This is a genomic window from Pseudoalteromonas sp. H105 (genome assembly GCF_001469215.1).
Taxonomy (GTDB): domain Bacteria; phylum Pseudomonadota; class Gammaproteobacteria; order Enterobacterales; family Alteromonadaceae; genus Pseudoalteromonas.
The window spans coordinates 47,019-65,155 of the sequence record NZ_LOFH01000012.1 but is presented as its reverse complement, the minus strand read 5'-3'; the positions used below and the strand labels follow the sequence as shown (position 1 = coordinate 65,155).

15 protein-coding genes are annotated in these 18,137 nt (G+C 40.6%); 10 read left to right on the top strand and 5 right to left on the bottom strand.

The window, feature by feature from the left end:
- The first annotated feature begins 137 nt into the window (after window positions 1–137).
- The 3 genes from rapA to ATS75_RS17340 all read left to right on the top strand — a co-directional run bounded on the left by rapA (window position 138) and on the right by ATS75_RS17340 (window position 5,126).
- Entirely contained in the window at window positions 138–3,032 is a 2,895-nt protein-coding gene (gene rapA, locus ATS75_RS17350; RefSeq protein WP_058561682.1) for an RNA polymerase-associated protein RapA, read from the top strand.
- 399 nt (window positions 3,033–3,431) lie between these two features.
- Window positions 3,432–4,085: a bifunctional tRNA pseudouridine(32) synthase/23S rRNA pseudouridine(746) synthase RluA gene (gene rluA, locus ATS75_RS17345; protein WP_058561681.1), complete on the top strand. Its 654-nt coding sequence runs from the start codon at window positions 3,432–3,434 to the stop codon at window positions 4,083–4,085.
- A gap of 78 nt (window positions 4,086–4,163) precedes the next feature.
- On the top strand, window positions 4,164–5,126 hold the full coding sequence (locus tag ATS75_RS17340) for a DUF3530 family protein (RefSeq protein ID WP_082665512.1): 963 nt from the start codon (window positions 4,164–4,166) through the stop codon (window positions 5,124–5,126).
- On the opposite strand, the gene djlA is transcribed toward ATS75_RS17340, so the two are convergent.
- Genes djlA through ATS75_RS17325 form a run of 3 tightly spaced genes read right to left on the bottom strand, consistent with a single transcriptional unit; the run spans window position 5,109 to window position 7,645 of the window.
- Window positions 5,109–5,978, bottom strand: a complete 870-nt coding sequence (gene djlA, locus ATS75_RS17335; RefSeq protein WP_058561680.1) for a co-chaperone DjlA — start codon at window positions 5,976–5,978, stop codon at window positions 5,109–5,111. The genes ATS75_RS17340 and djlA overlap by 18 nt on opposite strands.
- Complete coding sequence (murU, locus tag ATS75_RS17330; protein ID WP_058561679.1) at window positions 5,968–6,639, bottom strand: N-acetylmuramate alpha-1-phosphate uridylyltransferase MurU; 672 nt, start codon at window positions 6,637–6,639, stop codon at window positions 5,968–5,970. The genes djlA and murU overlap by 11 nt, the downstream gene beginning before the upstream one ends.
- A gap of 1 nt (window position 6,640) precedes the next feature.
- Window positions 6,641–7,645 carry an aminoglycoside phosphotransferase family protein gene (locus tag ATS75_RS17325; RefSeq protein WP_058561678.1) on the bottom strand — a complete coding sequence of 335 codons (1,005 nt, stop codon included), beginning with the start codon at window positions 7,643–7,645 and terminating at the stop codon, window positions 6,641–6,643.
- 103 nt (window positions 7,646–7,748) lie between these two features.
- On the opposite strand from ATS75_RS17325, the gene lptD reads away from it, so the two are divergent.
- From lptD to ATS75_RS17290, 7 genes are all read left to right on the top strand, one after another.
- Window positions 7,749–9,992 (top strand): LPS assembly protein LptD, encoded by a 2,244-nt coding sequence (gene lptD, locus ATS75_RS17320; RefSeq protein ID WP_058561677.1) that lies wholly within the window; start codon window positions 7,749–7,751, stop codon window positions 9,990–9,992.
- A gap of 12 nt (window positions 9,993–10,004) precedes the next feature.
- Window positions 10,005–11,312, top strand: coding sequence for a peptidylprolyl isomerase SurA (surA, locus tag ATS75_RS17315; RefSeq protein WP_321164319.1), 1,308 nt, complete (start codon window positions 10,005–10,007; stop codon window positions 11,310–11,312).
- 3 nt (window positions 11,313–11,315) lie between these two features.
- Window positions 11,316–12,308 carry a 4-hydroxythreonine-4-phosphate dehydrogenase PdxA gene (gene pdxA, locus ATS75_RS17310; RefSeq protein WP_058561675.1) on the top strand — a complete coding sequence of 331 codons (993 nt, stop codon included), beginning with the start codon at window positions 11,316–11,318 and terminating at the stop codon, window positions 12,306–12,308.
- Window positions 12,305–13,111: a 16S rRNA (adenine(1518)-N(6)/adenine(1519)-N(6))-dimethyltransferase RsmA gene (gene rsmA, locus ATS75_RS17305; RefSeq protein ID WP_058561674.1), complete on the top strand. Its 807-nt coding sequence runs from the start codon at window positions 12,305–12,307 to the stop codon at window positions 13,109–13,111. The genes pdxA and rsmA overlap by 4 nt, the downstream gene beginning before the upstream one ends.
- Window positions 13,095–13,484, top strand: a complete 390-nt coding sequence (gene apaG / locus ATS75_RS17300) for a Co2+/Mg2+ efflux protein ApaG (protein ID WP_058561673.1) — start codon at window positions 13,095–13,097, stop codon at window positions 13,482–13,484. The genes rsmA and apaG overlap by 17 nt, the downstream gene beginning before the upstream one ends.
- Window positions 13,485–13,489: 5 nt before the next feature.
- The gene (locus tag ATS75_RS17295) at window positions 13,490–14,305 is read left to right on the top strand and encodes a symmetrical bis(5'-nucleosyl)-tetraphosphatase (protein WP_058561672.1); all 816 of its coding nucleotides are present in this window, start codon (window positions 13,490–13,492) and stop codon (window positions 14,303–14,305) included.
- 131 nt (window positions 14,306–14,436) lie between these two features.
- Window positions 14,437–16,452: a methyl-accepting chemotaxis protein gene (locus ATS75_RS17290; protein ID WP_058561671.1), complete on the top strand. Its 2,016-nt coding sequence runs from the start codon at window positions 14,437–14,439 to the stop codon at window positions 16,450–16,452.
- A 673-nt stretch (window positions 16,453–17,125) separates the two neighbouring features.
- Here ATS75_RS17290 and ATS75_RS17280 read toward each other — a convergent pair.
- Both ATS75_RS17280 and folA read right to left on the bottom strand, forming a co-directional pair.
- Window positions 17,126–17,503 carry a DUF3718 domain-containing protein gene (locus tag ATS75_RS17280; protein WP_058561669.1) on the bottom strand — a complete coding sequence of 126 codons (378 nt, stop codon included), beginning with the start codon at window positions 17,501–17,503 and terminating at the stop codon, window positions 17,126–17,128.
- Between the two features lie 79 nt (window positions 17,504–17,582).
- Window positions 17,583–18,074, bottom strand: coding sequence for a type 3 dihydrofolate reductase (folA, locus tag ATS75_RS17275; protein WP_058561668.1), 492 nt, complete (start codon window positions 18,072–18,074; stop codon window positions 17,583–17,585).
- Between the last annotated feature and the right edge of the window lie 63 nt (window positions 18,075–18,137).

Genomic DNA, 18,137 nt, shown 5'->3' with positions numbered 1-18,137 from the left:
ATTAGCCTGAATGACAGGTACTAACATAGAAATAATTCACCGTTATTAAATTAATTAAAAGTGAGCTAGTTAGCGCCTTGCAGTGGTGTTAGGTAACAGGTAACATAGCCGCCTTTTTCTTCATAGACGAGACATATATGAATTTTTCCTTAGGTCAGCGTTGGATCAGTGATACAGAGTCAGATTTAGGATTAGGCACCGTAGTTGCCCTTGAAGGCCGTCAGGTCAGCATTTTATTTCCCGCCAGTGGCGAAAACCGTGTTTATTCTATGACAGAAGCGCCGGTGACTCGTGTGGCATTTAATCCTGGTGATGTGATCAAAAGCGTTGAAGAATGGGAACTAGAAGTTGAGTCTATTGAAGTACAAGGTGAACTGCTTTGCTACCATGGAACACGCGTTGATAATGGCGAGCCAGCACAATTAAAAGAAACCTTTCTTGATCATTTTATAAAGTTTAACAAACCACAAGATCGCCTCTTTGCAGGCCAAGTAGATCGTTTTGACCGTTACACGTTGCGTTATCAAACATGGCAACATCAATTTGAGCGCCAACAATCACCCATCAAAGGGTTGATTGGCCAACGTGCAAGCTTAATACCCCACCAGCTTTATATAGCGCAAGAAGTTGGTAAACGTTTTGCTCCTCGCGTTTTACTCTCTGATGAAGTGGGTTTAGGTAAAACCATCGAAGCTGGTATGATCTTACACCAACAAATAATTAGTGGTCGTGCTAGCCGCGTGTTAATTGTTGTACCTGAGAACCTACAACATCAGTGGTTAGTTGAAATGCTACGTCGTTTCAATTTGCATTTTTCAATTTTTGATGAAGAACGTTGTGATGAAGCCTTTGCAGACTCACCTAACGTATTCGATACTGAACAGTTAGTGCTTACTAGTCTTGAGTTCATCACCAAGAAAAAGCGTTGGTTTGAACAAGCAACCATGGCTGATTGGGATTTACTGATTGTCGATGAAGCGCATCACTTAAGCATTAACAATGCTAAACCAAGCACTGAATATCAGCGCATTGCTGAGCTTAGCCAAGATATTCCGGGGCTAATTTTATTAACAGCCACCCCCGATCAACTTGGTCACAGAAGTCACTTCGCCCGCTTACAATTACTCGACCCAGATCGTTTTTATGACTACGATGCATTTGTTGAAGAAGAAAGTAATTACAAGCATGTTGCAGAGGCAGCAAACCAGTTACTACAACATCAAGCCCTTGATGACAGTGCTAAAACAACACTCATTGAACTGTTAAAAGAAACCGATATCACCACAGTGCTTGAGCAAGCACAAAAGGGTGATGCTGCTGCCCGCAAAGAAATTTTATCGATGCTGCTGGACCGTCATGGTACAGGGCGAATTTTATTTAGAAATAGCCGTAGTGGCATCGACGGCTACCCAAGCCGTAAGTTGCACGCCTACCCTATGGCAATGCCTAAGCAATATAAAACAGCTATTTCTGTGTTGGGTACTATGAGCGGAATTCAAAGTGCTGAGTTAAGTGCGCAACGTGCGTTATTCCCTGAGAAAATATTTCAAGAGTTTGAAGGCGAAAGCGCTAGCTGGGGTGCTTTTGACCCGCGTGTAGATTGGTTAATAGACACACTTAAAACTTTGAAACACGAAAAAGTATTACTTATTTGTGCAAAAGCTGAAACAGCCATTAGTCTTGAGCAGATCCTACGCGAACGTGAAGCTATTAAAGCTTCTGTATTCCACGAAGGAATGTCTATTATAGAGCGAGACCGCGCAGCCGCATTCTTTGCAGATGAATACGATAATGCACAAATATTATTGTGCTCTGAAATTGGGTCAGAAGGGCGTAACTTCCAATTTTCTCATCACTTAGTGTTGTTTGATTTACCACTCAACCCTGACTTACTTGAGCAACGCATTGGCCGTTTAGACCGCATAGGTCAAACAGAAGACGTAAACATTCATGTACCCTACTTCGAAAACACTGCACAGGAAGTCCTATTACGCTGGTATAACGAGGGTCTAGACGCGTTTGAAATGACCTCCACCACAGGGCAGTTGCTTTACAAAGAGTTTAGTGAAGATTTACTCGACTTTATCTCTGCACATAACTGTGATGAAGATGAATTAGACCCACTCCTTGAACAAGTAGCGAGCCAAAATGCGAAGTTACGTAAACAAATGGAAAACGGTCGTGACCGTTTACTGGAGCTCCATTCATCAGGTCAAGGAGCGGCAAATTCGCTCGTCGCTGACATTGAGCAACTTGATAACCAGTTTGAGTTACCAAGTTACATGATTAATGTCTTCGATACATTCGGTGTAAGCCAAGAAGATAAAGGCGAAAATACCATTATCTTAAAGCCAACAGAACACATGTTAAACCCGTCGTTCCCTAGCTTGAAAGATGATGGCATCACCGTTACCTTTGACCGCGATACCGCTTTATCACAAGAAGACGTGCACTTTATTAGCTGGGATCACCCAATGGTTCAAGGCACGCTCGATATGATTTGCGATGATGACTTTGGTACAGCTTCAGTTGCACTGCTGAAAAATAAAAAGCTACCGGCCGGTACTTTTTTTGTTGAGCTAATATTTGTAGGTGAAGCAATGGCGCCTAAAGCCTTGCAAGTTGGCCGCTTTTTACCGCCAACACCGATTCGCATATTACTCGATAAAGCGAGCAATAACTTAGGTGACAATGTCGGATTTGATGGGTTTAATCAGCAACTTTCAGCGGTTGGGCGTCAAACAGCAAGTAAATTAGCTGGCGCATTACAAAGTGCAATTCATCCGATGATTAAATCAGCTCAGGAAATGGCTCAAGCCAAGCTTGAAGTGATTCGTGCAGAGTCCCTTGCGAAAATGCAACAATCATTAGCACAAGAACAAGCGCGTTTGGCTGCATTGAAACAAATTAATCCAAATATTCGTGAAGAAGAACTGACTTTCTACGATAAGCAACGTAGCGAATTAACCACGCATATTGAAAAAGCTCAGTTAAAGCTTGATGCGATCCGCTTGATCGTCGTATCACACTAAATATGATTTGAGTACAAACCCTTAAACTTCAATTAAGCGCGGTGTATCCAATTACATCGCGCTTTTTTATATTATAAATAGCCAAAAAACGATTGCCCCTGACAAACAAGCCCATATTACAAAGACTTGTCTCAGTTCTTTATTTAATTTATAGACCTGTCCTTTGTAATTTTCTCTGAGAAATACAGCACCTAAGCTATTAATTTAATTGAAATGATGACAGACGAGGCTGCCGAAATTTACCGCTAAGCCACAACGTGTACATGGTTCACTCTCTAGGCTGCTGCATAACAACGCCGATTTGCTTTATTCAAATCAACATAAGGAATCAAGTTTGATGATTGTGAAATACCAGCGACTTCTTTAAAATAGCGCTCTTACCAATTGCTGAGGCTGGCCGTGTTACTTAATTACAATCCCCCACTCGATCCATATTTAACGATCTTATACCAAGATGACGATTTACTGATTGTAAATAAACCCAGTGAATTATTAACGGTTCCAGGCAAAGATCCTAAACATGCGGATTGTTTGATTGCACGTGTTAACCGTGTATTCCCAACAGCTAAAATTGTACACCGTTTAGATATGGCAACCTCAGGGGTTCTTTGCTTAGCAATGAACAAAGCCGCACACCGTCATTTAAGTATGCAGTTTCAAGCGCGTCAAACCGCGAAACGCTACATAGCACGCGTCTATGGGAAAATAAATAACACAACAGGTTCTGTTGATTTACCACTGATTTGTGATTGGCCTAACCGACCAAAACAAATGGTTGATCATGAAAATGGCAAACCATCTTTAACGCATTTTAACGTACTTGAGTATGAAGAGTTTGCCACTCGGGTCGAGCTCACTCCCATTACCGGGCGTTCTCACCAATTAAGAGTACATATGCTATCACTCGGGCACCCCATATTAGGTGACAGGCTTTATGCACACCCAGATGCACTTGCTGCTGCTCCACGCTTACAATTGCATGCTCAAATGTTACAACTCGCTCACCCTATTACCGAACAGCTAATGACTTTTGAAGCAAAACCCGACTTTTAGGCCGCGGCGGAAAATTAGTTAAACTTTTGCCCATCATTGCCGATATCTACATATCAGTATAATAGGTAATGATGATCTATGTGTTCAGCAACCTCTCTTTTGCAACGGCTACGTGCAGGTTTAATTACCTGTATTATGAGTATGTGCATAACAAGCCAGCCTATTTATGCTGCCGAACACATTGCCCCCACCCCATGGTCGAGTATTGTTAGTAGTGACTTGTCACGATTAATGCCAAAAAGCGAAGTCAGGCAATTAATAGCCGGTGAAACCGAATTTGTTAGTTTACATCGGGAGTATATGAGCGCCGAACAGCGTGCCGTAGTTTTAATTATTCCTGATTGGCAAAATTTACCCACAAATAACGCTGGGGTTAATTTTTTACGCACTCATCTAAACGATTTAGGCTACACAACGATAGCAATGACTGTGCCTGACATTAATTGGCAAGCAAGTAACGAAGACACCCAAACTGAAAATACAGACCCTGCAACAGAAAATAGCCAGCAAACTATAGACACTAATGAAACAAACTCATCGGCTAAGCAAACGGCTCAAGACCCAGAAACGACAGCAAAGCACGTTGATACTATTGAGTATGTTAGTGATGATATAATTGATGACTACAAAGAAAACTTAATTGCTCGTTTTGAAGTACTCTATCAAACAGCACTTAATGATGGGGACAAAATCGTACTGGTTGCTCAAGGGGCCAGTGCGGGCGTGCTAATAGAACACTATGCCAGTTTTCCGAATGATGATTTAGAAGCATTCGTTAGCTTAAGTAGTTACCTGCCAAATAATGAACGTAACCAACAATTGAATACGCTTGTATCGACGATAAGCCCACCCCTTCTCGATATCTTTTACAGCAATGATAACCCTGACCTATTGCTCAGCGTGGCAAACAGAAAGCGCTGGGTTAAACGTCACAGTAAATATGATTATCGCCAACGGCAGCTATTCGGCTTGCGTTCAGAACCAGCACAACACGCACGTTTAACAAAGGAAATTGACGGCTTTTTACGCCGCCTTTTTTAAAAACTCATATGCAGATTGAATATCTTGGCTTTTTTTAACCGCTAACTCCATCATGTGTTTAGGCAAGCCTTGCGATACCAATTTATCTGGGTGATGCTGCGCCATCAGCTTTCTATACGCTACTTTTATATCACGTTCACTGGCTTCATTATTAAGCCCTAATAAGGCTAATGCTTGTGTGCGATTCATTCCATTATTATTGGGCGGTACATGGTGACCTGACCCTTCCCGATAGCTGCTGCGACTCTGTTGGCGTTGCTGCTGACTAAATCGCTGCTGTTGCTGACGGAAATTAAACTCGGCCTGATAACGCTTCAGCACAAAAGTGAAGTGCGTTTTAGAAATCCCCAGTAATTTGCTCACCTCTTGAAGCAGTTCTTTTTCTTGCGTCGCTAGCACACCATCAGAAAACGCCATCTGAATTTGAATTTCTAAAAATAATTGGATTAAATCATGACGCCGAGCAAAGCGTTCTTTAAAATCGTACACCGTTTCTTTTAATGAAAAGTCAGTGTCTTTACCTGCTTTAAAGGCACCTTGTGCTTCTTTTCGGTTTTCACCCGTTAAGCCCATTTCATCCATAAACAAACTAGCGGCACGAATGTGCGTTTCACTCACTCGCCCGTTTGATTTTGCTATGTGTCCCATAACTGCAAAGCAGCTAGTGAAAAATAACGCTTGGCGCTGATTAATATCATCCTCACCATTAAACAAGCTTGAAAAGCCACCTGCTTTATCAAAGTTTTGCTTTAAGCTTTTATCGAACATATGACCTAAATACAGGCCAATAAATAATCCGATAATACGTCCAAACATAAAACCAAAACAGGCACCTAAAATCTTACCCCACATGAGGCACTCCTTTTAGCGTTTCATTTAATTGTGATAGTCGTTCAGGCGTGCCAATATCATTCCACATGCCTATATAAAGCTCTGTTGATACATCAGCCGAAGCTAAACGCTCGCGTAATAGAGGCCCCAACGGTAATACACCATCTGGTATGCCTTGGAAAAAAGACGCTTTAAATCGGCTAATACCAGAAAACGTATACTTTTGGCTTTGTGGCCCTAAGTGACGCAACGTGAAGTCACCATTTGGATTATGCTCTGGGTTTTCAACAAGGACGATATGGCCTTCACCATCATCTAAATGTAGTGCCTTTAATGCACTCACATCATAATCGGTAAATACATCACCATTAATAACAATAAAGTCATCACCTAAAAGTGATAACGCACGAATTATCCCGCCCGCAGTTTCAAGGCCATGTTCGGGCTCTTGGCTATAATGAATCTTAATGCCAAACGCTTGACCATCTGCAAAGTATTCTTTGATCTTATTACCTTGCCATGCAAGATTAATAACTATTTCTGTAATACTCGCAGCTTTTAAGCGTTCAATATGGTGCTCAATTAAGGGTTTACCCATTATTTTAAGCATCGGCTTTGGCATTGTGGCTGTCAGTGGCATCATTCGTTGCCCTCGCCCTGCGGCTAATATCAGTGCCTTCATATTAGTTACCTACTTTCTCGCTGATAGCTTTTGTCATAGCGGGTATGATCTCGCGCTCAACCCAATAGCCTAGTTCATTTAGCTCATTATATTTTTTAGCAATCTCTACTATATAACTCAGGGTTGGTAAGATATTTTTTATATACCCCGACTTGCCATCGCGAAGGTTAAGACGACAAAAAATCCCCGCAGCTTTAAGATGCCGCTGAACGCCTGTTAAATCAAACCAACGAGTAAACTGCGCATAGTCAACCCCCTTAATGACTCCCTGTTTAGAAAATTCAGTAAAGGCGAAGTTAATTAAGCTGTTTAATTCATCTTCAGGTAACTTAAAGTAGCAGTCACGCAGTAATGACACTAGGTCATAACATAAAGGCCCCGTAACAGCGTCTTGATAATCAATGATTGCCCATTGATTATCACTGCGCATAATATTTCTACTATGAAAATCGCGATGGACCGTTACTTTTGGCTGCATTAAAATATTATCGACAAGCACAGCGCAACTGGTTTGCCACAGTGCTTTCACGTTTGCATTGAGTGGTTGCTGTAAAACCCCTTCAACTAACCACTGGGTAAATATATTCAGCTCAACGAGGATAAACTCAGCATCAAAATCCTTCATGTGTTGAGTCGCAGGCACATTTGCCCATTGTGAGCTTAGCGTAATTAACTGTTGGTAATAGGTTTTTCGCTCTGCATCTTGGAGTAAATCGGCAAGATGTGTGCTGCCTAAATCATTCAACAAGAAAAACCCTTGTTGCTCATCCAAATTTAAAATAGTAGGAAGTATAAAACCATGCTTTGAAAACACAGGATTTAACTCAACATAGGGTGTGTTATTAACAACTTGTGGATCCGAGTCCATCACTATGTAGGTTTTAACCCCGCAACTTAAACGATAATAACGACGGAAGCTCGCATCCCCCGTAATCAATGAAAGCTGATACTTCTCATTATTGAAGTGGCGATTTAAAAACTGTTGTAAACATTTATAACGATTCATTGCACACGATATCTATTTTTCACTAAGTCTAATACTGTATTTGCCATTGATTTCCTTTATTATGTCAGTCCTGTATTCAAAGACACCATATTAAGGTTACTAAATGAGCAAAACCTGGGGCATTATGATGCTAAGCGTACTCAGCGCACCATCGCTTGCCGAAACTGAACTGACACACAACTTTTGTGGCAATTCAATGCAAACCAGTGCTTGGCAACCGCTTATTGGCCTAGATTTGGGCATGATCGATATCCGTTCAGATGATATAGAGCTGCTTGGTACCCAAAGCGCTGAATTTACTGGTAACGTTGATATTAACACCCTTAATATGAGTTTGTCCGCACAAAGTGCACTAATTGATAAACAACGTGGATTGCTTAATGCCACGGGGCCTATTACCTATCGCGATGCAATAAGTCAGGTTGATAGCGCAGGACTTAATGCCGATTTAAATAACTCAGAAATTAGTTTGCTTGGTGCTGATTACACATTAACAGAGCAACAAGGTCATGGTGGCGCTGAAAAACTCACTGTTAATGAGTCTGGCTTAAACTTGCTGAATGCAAGCTTTACTACGTGCCCTGATGAAACACCTTTGTGGGCGATTCAAGCCGAAGAGATTTTATTATCCAGTGAAAGTGGCTGGGGAGAAACACATGATATGGTATTGCGTATAATGGATACGCCAGTGCTCTATCTACCCTACTTTACTTTTCCAATAGATGACCGTCGTAAATCGGGATTATTAACCCCCAACATCTCTAGTTCAGATCGTTACGGTGTTGAAACTATCACTCCCTATTATTGGAATATTGCTCCTAACGTTGACGCAACCATTACACCACGTTATATGTCTAAAAAAGGGGTTCAGCTTACCAGTGAGTTTCGATATTTAACAGAGAATAGTAATGGCTTGCTAGGCTTAGAGTTTTTACAAAAAGATGATTCTGAGCCTGCGCTTAAAGAACGTTTTTTATTCCACTGGCAACAACAAAGTTATTTTGGTGATAAATGGCGTGCCAATATTGATATAACCAATGTTAGCGACGATAACTATTTGACTGATTTAGGCTCAGATTATGCGACGCGTACTGACACTCAACTTTATCGTACTGGGTCATTATCTTACTTAGGTGAGCGTTGGCGTACGGATATCAAAGTTCAAAACTTTGAAGTGCTCGGTAATCATACTGAATCCTATGCAGCATGGCCTCAAATAAGTTTTTCGCAAACAGAGCCGTATACACTCAGTGATGTAGAATTTACACTTGACGGCGAACTCAGCCACTTTACAAACAGTAATGCTATTATCGACAAAGCGACTCGACTTCATTTAGAGCCGAAAGCCAGTTATGGCTATCAAGAATACGCTTGGTCGTTTTTATCTGAGTTTAGTGTATTACACACTAATTATAAGCAAGAAGGTGATTTAGCCAACAGTGACTATGCTGATTCGGTATCACGGACATTACCCAAAGTGCGCTTGTACAGTCAGCTAAACTTTGAACGTGACACCACACTAGTAACAAATGGGATTCAAACCTTAGAACCTCAATTGCAATATTTATATACGCCTGATAAAGATCAATCAGACATTGGCTTATACGATACCACTAAACTTCAAGATGACTTTTTTGGTTTATTTCGTGATAAACGTTTTTCAAGCGTAGACCGTATTGCATCTGCTAATCAATTCACATTGGGTGCAACCACCCGCTTGTTTAGTGACAAAAATGAAGAACTCTTTAACTTCAGTGCCGGCCAGATATTTTATTTGAACGATTCAGCCAAACCCACAGCACAGGGCATTGATCCTAATACTAACTATAATGCCTTGTTTGCAGCACAAACCATGATACATTGGCATCGTCGTTGGTATTTATCCGGCGGGATTCAATATGATGCCGATGGCAAGCAAATTATTCAGTCAAATGTAACTTTAGATTACAAAGGTGACAATAATCAGCTAGTCCAATTGAACCATCGCTATGCAAATGATGTCTCAGGCAATACAATCGAACAAGTTGGCTTGTTTACTAGTTTCCCAATTAGTGAGCAATGGCAATTTGTGAATAGCTACCACCGTGATCTTGAAACTGGACGTAGCATTGAGATATTCAGTGGATTGCAATATGAATCGTGCTGTTGGGCTTTTCAACTCACAGCCCGTCGCCAAATCGAAACTGATTTAAATCAATCGATAGGCCAAGAACAAGCTACATTTGACTCAAGCATTGGATTTAATATTGTCTTGAAAGGATTAGGTAGTAAGAGCCGTTATGATGCACAAAAATTATTACAACAAGGTATTTTTGGCTATCGTAGACCGTATTTTCTTAATAACTAGTATTAGCAGAGTATTAGAAAAAGTATGAATTTAAAAAAATTATTAGCATCAGCACTATTAGGTTTTGGTTTATGCCAAAACGTTATTGCAGCACCAGTAGAAATTGATAAAGTAGTTGGCATTGTTAACCAAGGCGTCATTTTACAAAGTGAAGTAGACACCATTGTCAACCGAGTCAAAATGCAGGCGAAAGAACAAGGCCAGCAACTCCCATCCGATGAAACATTGCGTATTCAGGCTATGGAGCGCTTAGTTAACCAAACACTTATGATGCAGCTAGCTCAGCGTATGGGCCTAGAAATTTCTGATAGCCAGCTTGACCAAACGCTTGTCAATATGGCAAAAGAGCAAGGTGGTGGTATTGCTGACTTGCGCCGTACGATTGAAGCTTCAGGTGAAAGTTTTCAAGCATATCGAGAAGAGATACGTAAAGAAATAACAACGCAGCAAGTGATGCGTGCAAATGTAGATCGCCGTATTTACATCAGCCCACAAGAAGTGGACAATCTATTAAAAATAATGGAAAGCCAAGGGCAAAACACTGAAGAATTTGATATTGGTCACATATTGATTGATATTCCAAATAATGCAACAGCAGACGAAATCAGCAGCGCAAAAACACGTGCAGATAAGGTTATTGAATTCTTACAAGACGGTAAAGAATTTAAACGTATTGCCATCTCATCATCAAGCGGTTCAAAGGCCCTTGAAGGCGGCCAGCTAGGTTGGATGAGCATTAACGAAATGCCATCCTTGTTTGCTGAAGCAGTAAAAGGCGCTAAGAAAGACGCTATTATTGGACCGCTTCGCTCTGGAGCCGGTTTTCATATTGTAAAAATTCAGGATATCCGTGGCCGACAGGTTGTCGAAACAACGGAAGTTCGTTCGCGTCACATCTTAATCAAACCTTCAATAATATTAAGTGAAGAGAAAGCCCGTTCAATGCTCAATGGCTTTGCCAAAGAATTGCGCGAAGGCACTGCTGATTTTGGTGAATTAGCGAAAGAGTACTCAGAAGATCCAGGCTCAGCATTAAAAGGCGGAGAGTATGATTGGACAGATCCAACGACCTATGTCCCTGCATTTAGAGATACGCTTTTATCGCTAGATGAGCAAGAAATTAGTGATCCTTTTAGAACGACCTTTGGCTGGCATATAGTGCAACTTCTAGGTAAGCGCGTAGCTGATAAAACAGAGCTTGCTAAGCGAAACCGAGCTCATGGAATGTTGTTTAACCGAAAATTTAAAGAGGAGAGTTTTAACTGGCAGCAAGAAATGCGCGAACAAGCCCATGTTGAAATTTTCCCAATTGAAGATTAACCAATGACTTTACGTATTGCAGTTACCCCCGGCGAACCTGCCGGGATAGGCCCTGACTTATTACTTAAGCTTGTTCAACATGATTGGCCAGCTCAACTAGTCGTCATTGCTGACGGAGGCATGCTTAAACAGCGAGCCAAACAACTCGGTTTAACGATTAACCTTATCCCCTTTGACGCATCAGCCCCCGCCTCACTTGCGCCCGCGGGCAGTGTGTTTTTGCATCAAGTCGATATCGGGTGTGAAGTTCAATTAGGGGTGCTTGATGATGCTAATGGCCAATACGTTCTGGATACTTTACGCATTGCGTCTGAAAAGAATATGGATGGGACATTTGATGCCGTTGTAACTGGCCCTGTGCATAAAGGTATTATTAATAAAGCCGGAATTTCATTCAGTGGTCATACTGAATACTTCGCACAGCAATCAAATACCGCTGATGTCGTTATGATGTTAGCAACTGAGGGTCTGCGCGTTGCACTAGTGACAACGCATATTCCACTTGCCTATGTCTCTCGTGCGATCACCGCTGAACGGCTGTGTAAAGTCGCGGGTATTTTACATCATGACTTACAGACAAAGTTTGGCATAGAACAACCCCGCATTTTAGTCTGTGGATTAAATCCGCATGCTGGTGAAGACGGTCATCTAGGTCGAGAAGAAATTGAGACCATTACGCCTACTCTTGAGTTACTAAATAACCAAGGCATGAACCTGATTGGTCCACTCCCTGCTGATACACTGTTCCAAGATAAATACTTATCTCAAGCCGATGCAGTGCTTGCAATGTATCACGATCAAGGATTACCTGTGCTAAAATATAAAGGATTTGGTAAGTCCGTGAATATCACTTTAGGTTTACCTTTTATTCGCACGTCAGTTGATCATGGTACAGCGCTAGATTTAGCCGGTACAGGTGATGCTGATGTTGGTAGTTTTGAATTAGCGATCCGCGAAGCAATTAAGCTCGCCCATGAAAAAGCACAGAATCAATGACAGATAAAGTACACTTAGGTCACCGCGCCCGTAAACGTTTTGGACAAAACTTTTTGTTCGATGAGTCAATCATCGATAAAATAGTTACTGCAATCGATCCGAAACCTGAAGACAACCTAGTAGAAATCGGCCCTGGTTTGGGCGCTATTACTGAACCTGTCAGCGAGTTAAGTGGTCACTTAACAGTTGTAGAACTCGATAAAGACCTTGCACAACGTTTAACAGAGCACCCATTTTTAGGTCCTAAATTAACCGTGCATCAGGGTGATGCGATGAAGTTTGATTTTTCAAGCTTGGTTCGTGATGACAAAAAATTAAAAGTATTTGGCAACCTGCCTTACAACATTTCAACGCCATTACTGTTTCACTTGTTTGAGTTTGCAGACAACGTTGAACATATGCATTTTATGCTTCAAAAAGAAGTCGTAAAACGCATGGTTGCAGGCCCAGGTAGTAAAACATTTGGCCGCCTGAGTGTAATGACACAGTATTATTGTAATGCGATGCCGGTAGTTGAAGTGCCACCAGAGTGCTTTAAACCTGCGCCAAAAGTTGATTCTGCAGTGATACGCTTAATCCCGAAAAAACCAGAGCAGCGCACAGCAAAAAGTGTAAAAATACTGAACACTGTATGCCTAGAAGCCTTTAATCAACGCCGAAAAACACTTCGTAATAGTCTGGGTAATTTATTAACTGCCGATGAACTAACAAGTATTGGTATCGATATTACACTTCGTGCTGAAAGCCTTTCATTACAACAATTTATAGATATAGCTAACTGGATTTATGACAACAAGCAGTAATTTGGGCTCCCCCATAAAAGTGTCGGTTGAGACTTTCTACGTTGAAGGACAATCTCAACCTGAACTTGATAAATACGTTTTTGCCTACTCGGTGACAATTAAAAACCACAGTTTATGCAATGCGAAACTCGTCAGCCGTTATTGGTTGATAACAGACGCAAACGGTAAAGAAACAGAAGTGCAAGGCGAAGGTGTCGTTGGGGAGAAACCAACGATCGCACCTGGTGAGAGTTACAAATACACCAGTGGCGCTGTGCTTGAAACCCCTGTGGGTACTATGCAAGGTTATTACACATTAAAAAATGAATTCGGCACTGAATTTGATGCGCCAATTAATGTGTTTAGATTAGCTCAACCTAATATTCTGCATTAAGTTATATGGCTGATTATGCTATAGGTGATTTACAAGGCTGTTATGATGAGTTTCAGGCTTTGTTACAGCGGGTAAATTTTAACCCAGCTAAAGATCACCTATACTTGGTTGGCGATATTGTTGCAAGAGGACCTAATTCCCTCGCCTGCCTTGAATACCTCTATCGACACCAAGATAGCATTACTGTGACGCTTGGGAATCATGACTTACACTTGATTGCGTGTTATTTACTCAACAAGCCTTTTAACCCTAAAGATAAACTCGGCGCAGTATTTGACTCCCCTCTCCTTGATAATTATATTCGTTTTTTACGCCAACAACCCCTTGCACTGTGGTTAAACGACAAGAAAATATTTATTTCACATGCAGGTTTAAACCCTGACTGGTCAATAAAACAAGCGATGGAACATGCGCAATTTGCCGCTCACTGTTATCAAGGTGTTGACGCTCGTGAATTTTTTAATGGTATGTATGCTCAACACCCTGCCCATTGGGATAATCAATTAACAGATATTGAAAAATTTCGATTCATTGTTAACTATTTTACGCGAATGCGATTTTTAACTCCAGAAGGCCAACTTGACTTAAAATTTAAAGGCTCGATTGATGAAAAAAAAGCAATAAAACCTTGGTTTTCACACCCTCGATTTCAAGCGATTAAAAAGCACATTATATTTGGCCATTGGGCTGCACTTGAAGGAAACACTCAGCTCTCAAACGTTCATGCGCTTGATACTGGATGTGTATGGGGAGGTAAAATGACGCTAATGGAACTAAAAAATAAGCAATGCTTTAGTGTTAATTCTAATCATTTTATCTAAATTAACTGAAAAATAAGTCATTCTCTGTTAGATTTAGTATACTAATTGTTAAAAGTAATTAAATTTAATTACTTAACTTATCTGCATTAAAGCCGATAAAGTCTAATCAATACTCTTTTATGGAAATTCATATGAACTTAACTGTTAGCCAACGCATCTGGGGTGGATTCATCTGCATCACCTTATTGCTTCTTTTAATTGGTGGGAACTCTCTGTTCAGAATTGCAAATATTAATAACTCTGCCCAGCAAGTTAATCAGCTATCTTTGCCTGCATTGAAAGAAAGCTCAGACTTACAAGTTGAGTTCACTTTAATGAGTAAGGCTGCACAAGCAAGTTTTTATACAACATCAGCATCCGAGCTTGAGCCGATAAAAAAAGCGCTTCAGACTCGCCAGCAAATTTTTGATAAATCACAGTCTCAACTTAAGCAGGTTGTTGCGAACAACCCACAGTTAAGTCAAAGCAGCTTTGATGTTGAAAAAACCTATAATGGCTTTTTAAAAACTGTACAAGACTTATTAAAAGACAAAGCGATCGAGCTTGAGCTAAACAAAAAGCTACGAGCACAACTAGAGAGTATTGAATTAGCCGCAGAAGATGCGAATTCCGTCGTACTAGACATTATCGATATCGACGGCCTTGAAGAAAACGATTCTCGCGCTTATCAAGCAGCCAATATGCTTGAAAATAACTTTTTATCATTAGTTACTACTAGCACCGATATGCTCACAGTAAAAACTCTCAATACGCTTGATATCGTTAAAAATGAACAAATTTACTTCCTCGAAGAAATTGAACGCAGCATCGCTCTTTTAAAGCCAGCAGTTGAAGCTGCAGATGCTGATCTTTTTGATGACTTAAATAATTACTTCATATCAGTTAAAGACAATGTTCAAGGCAATAACAGTTTATCAGCAAATAAAAAACGCTTAATCGACACCATCGCACTGACTAAAACAGAGTTAGCAGACGCTGAAAAAGCAACAGCTAAAGCACTTCAGCAACTTAATGAGCTCGTGAAACAAGCAAATAATGTAGCCTTTGAATTACAAAAAGGTGTAAGTAGCGATGTATCATCAGCAAATCTATGGACTTGGGTCGGGATGGTAAGTGCAACATTACTTGCTATTATTGTTGCTTACATAACTGTTAGCCGTATTACTAAACCTTTAGCTGAAGTTAATCGTGTACTCGATATAGTCGCCAGTGGTGATATGACACAACGCCTAGATGACTCAGCTAAAGACGAATTTGGTGAACTATCGCAAAGCTGTAACACATTAATCGACAGCTTAAGGAATTTGATTAGAGGCATTATATCGCGCTCTACTCAGCTTGCTGCGGCCTCTGAAGAAACATCTGCAATTACTGGTGAATCTAGCCAAGCTATTCGTAACCAGCAGGCACAAGTTGAACAAGCAGCAACCGCTACGACTGAAATGAGCAGTACATCACAAACAGTAAGTAACAGTGCTCAACAAGCATTGAAAGAAATCAAAAATGCGGATAAAGAAGCTGACCGAGTAAAAGGGATTTCAAGCCAGAATAAAGCGACTATTGAACAGCTTGCTCGTGAAGTTGATGATGCATCACAAGTGATTAATAAACTTCATCAAGACAGTGCGTCGATTGGTAGTATACTTGATGTGATCCGCGGTATTGCCGACCAAACAAACTTACTTGCGCTTAATGCTGCAATAGAAGCGGCTCGGGCCGGTGAGCAAGGTCGCGGCTTTGCTGTTGTAGCTGATGAAGTACGCTCTCTTGCAAGCAAAACACAAGAGTCAACTCAAGAGATTCAAGCTATGATTGAATCTTTACAAAGCGGTGCTGAGGCTGCGGTATCAGCAATGTCTAAAGGCAAACAACAAGCTGAGTCATGTGTTGAGCAATCAGATTTAGCAAACACCGCTCTAGACTCAATTACCGCGGCGGTTGCACAAGCCCACGATGTTAGTGAAGAGATTTCAACGGCAGCGCAGGAACAACAGCAAGTATCTCAAGAGATAAGTGAACGACTTGAGTCAATCGTTGCAATTGCAGAACAAACTGCAGAGGGTGCGAATCAGACCAATATATCTAGCTCTGAAGTTGCAAAACTAGCAGAAGAATTACGCTTATCAGTTGATGAATTTAAAGTGTAATTTATCAGTTAAATAGAATAGTAAATAGCCGCATTTGAGAAATCAAACGCGGCTTTTTTAATACCTAATTTACACACCAAATAATAGTTGAATATAGCTCAGTAACACTACAGCTGTTATTAAAGTTAAAAAACTGATGGCGCAAAGCCGATGTGGAATGGTGTGATATAAAAGGCTGGGCATTTGCCGAAGGTTTGCAAAGCTAGGAATAAAAAATAAGGAGTAGCATTCAAACTTACTGAATTTGTTGAGCGTGTTTTTACATACTAATCTTAGCCCCGAAAAATACATTAGCACAAAGCTGGAAGCACCCATTACCTCTACTAATGCCATTAGTTCCATACTAATTACTATCTCTGGCCCAGCAATAAACATGACAATTATAATTGCGAATGACTGCCAAATCCCCTTGGTAGCATACCCCTTTAATCGATTAAGCATTCATAACCTTCCCTTACTCTATGCATATCTCACTTTAGCGTAACGTTAGATTAAAATATAGATGCAGAAAAATAATAGTACTCATGACCTACTAACTAGCCAGCATATAATCAATGGGCTAGGTCCTTAAAAGGTTTCACTCAAAGTTATATTAATAGATTAAAGTTTATGTAAGTAATAGACACAAAAAAACCGCGATAAACGCGGTTTTTACTAATAACCTGTAGACTTATTATAAGCCTGCGCGGTCTTTAATCGCGGCGATAAGTGCTGAGCCACCATGTCCATTAGATTCAGCCCAGGCGATATCTGCGCCATCTGCTAGTGAACTTTTTGAGAGGTTCTTAACAACATACTCACCAGCATCAACTGCATTGCTCGCAATTGCATGGCGCAATAAGTTGTTTCCATTACATTGAATTGCATCGTAAACATTACGAATTTTAACACGAGAGCTTTTTAACTTGCTACGAAGGCGATTTTTATCATCTGCAGCTATATACTCACAAATAGACACTGCTAACTGATCATTCGCTTTAGCTGGTGCACTAAAAGCAAAAGACCCAGAAACCACCGCAGTAACAACTAGTAATGTTGATAATTTAACCATTAGAGACCCTTAAGTAATACTTTTTACCTATATCGATTGTTTAATATTGTACCAATCTATAAGATTAATCGCAATAATGTTACTCAACTTTATCTAAAGTTACGAATTTATACTGATGTAAATTCTTATCATCAGGTGCGTTAACGGACTCTTCAATGATCTGCCAATCAGCTACTTCCTCGTAATCTGGAAACTGAGTGTCGCCAGCTACATCAAGTTCGATGAACGTTAAGTAAAGTGTAGTCGCTTTATCCAAAAACTGCTGATAAATATTGCCCCCCCCAATAATCATCACTTCATCAACATTATTAACTAACATCAACGCCTCTTCAGGTGATTTTACTACTTCAATACCGGGTGCACTATATGCCTCGTTACGACTGATGATGATATTTTGCCTGCCAGGAAGTGGGCGCCCAATAGACTCAAATGTTTTTCGCCCCATGATCACCGGCTTACTCATCGTCACTCGTTTGAAGTGCTGCAGGTCAGCAGGCAAATGCCATGGCATTTTATTGTCATTGCCAATAATACGGTTATTAGCCATTGCTGCAATCATTGAAATTTTCACAAAACCACCTATACTTTTTACTGAATAAAGAAAAAAGGAGCATAAGCTCCTTTTTATATAAAT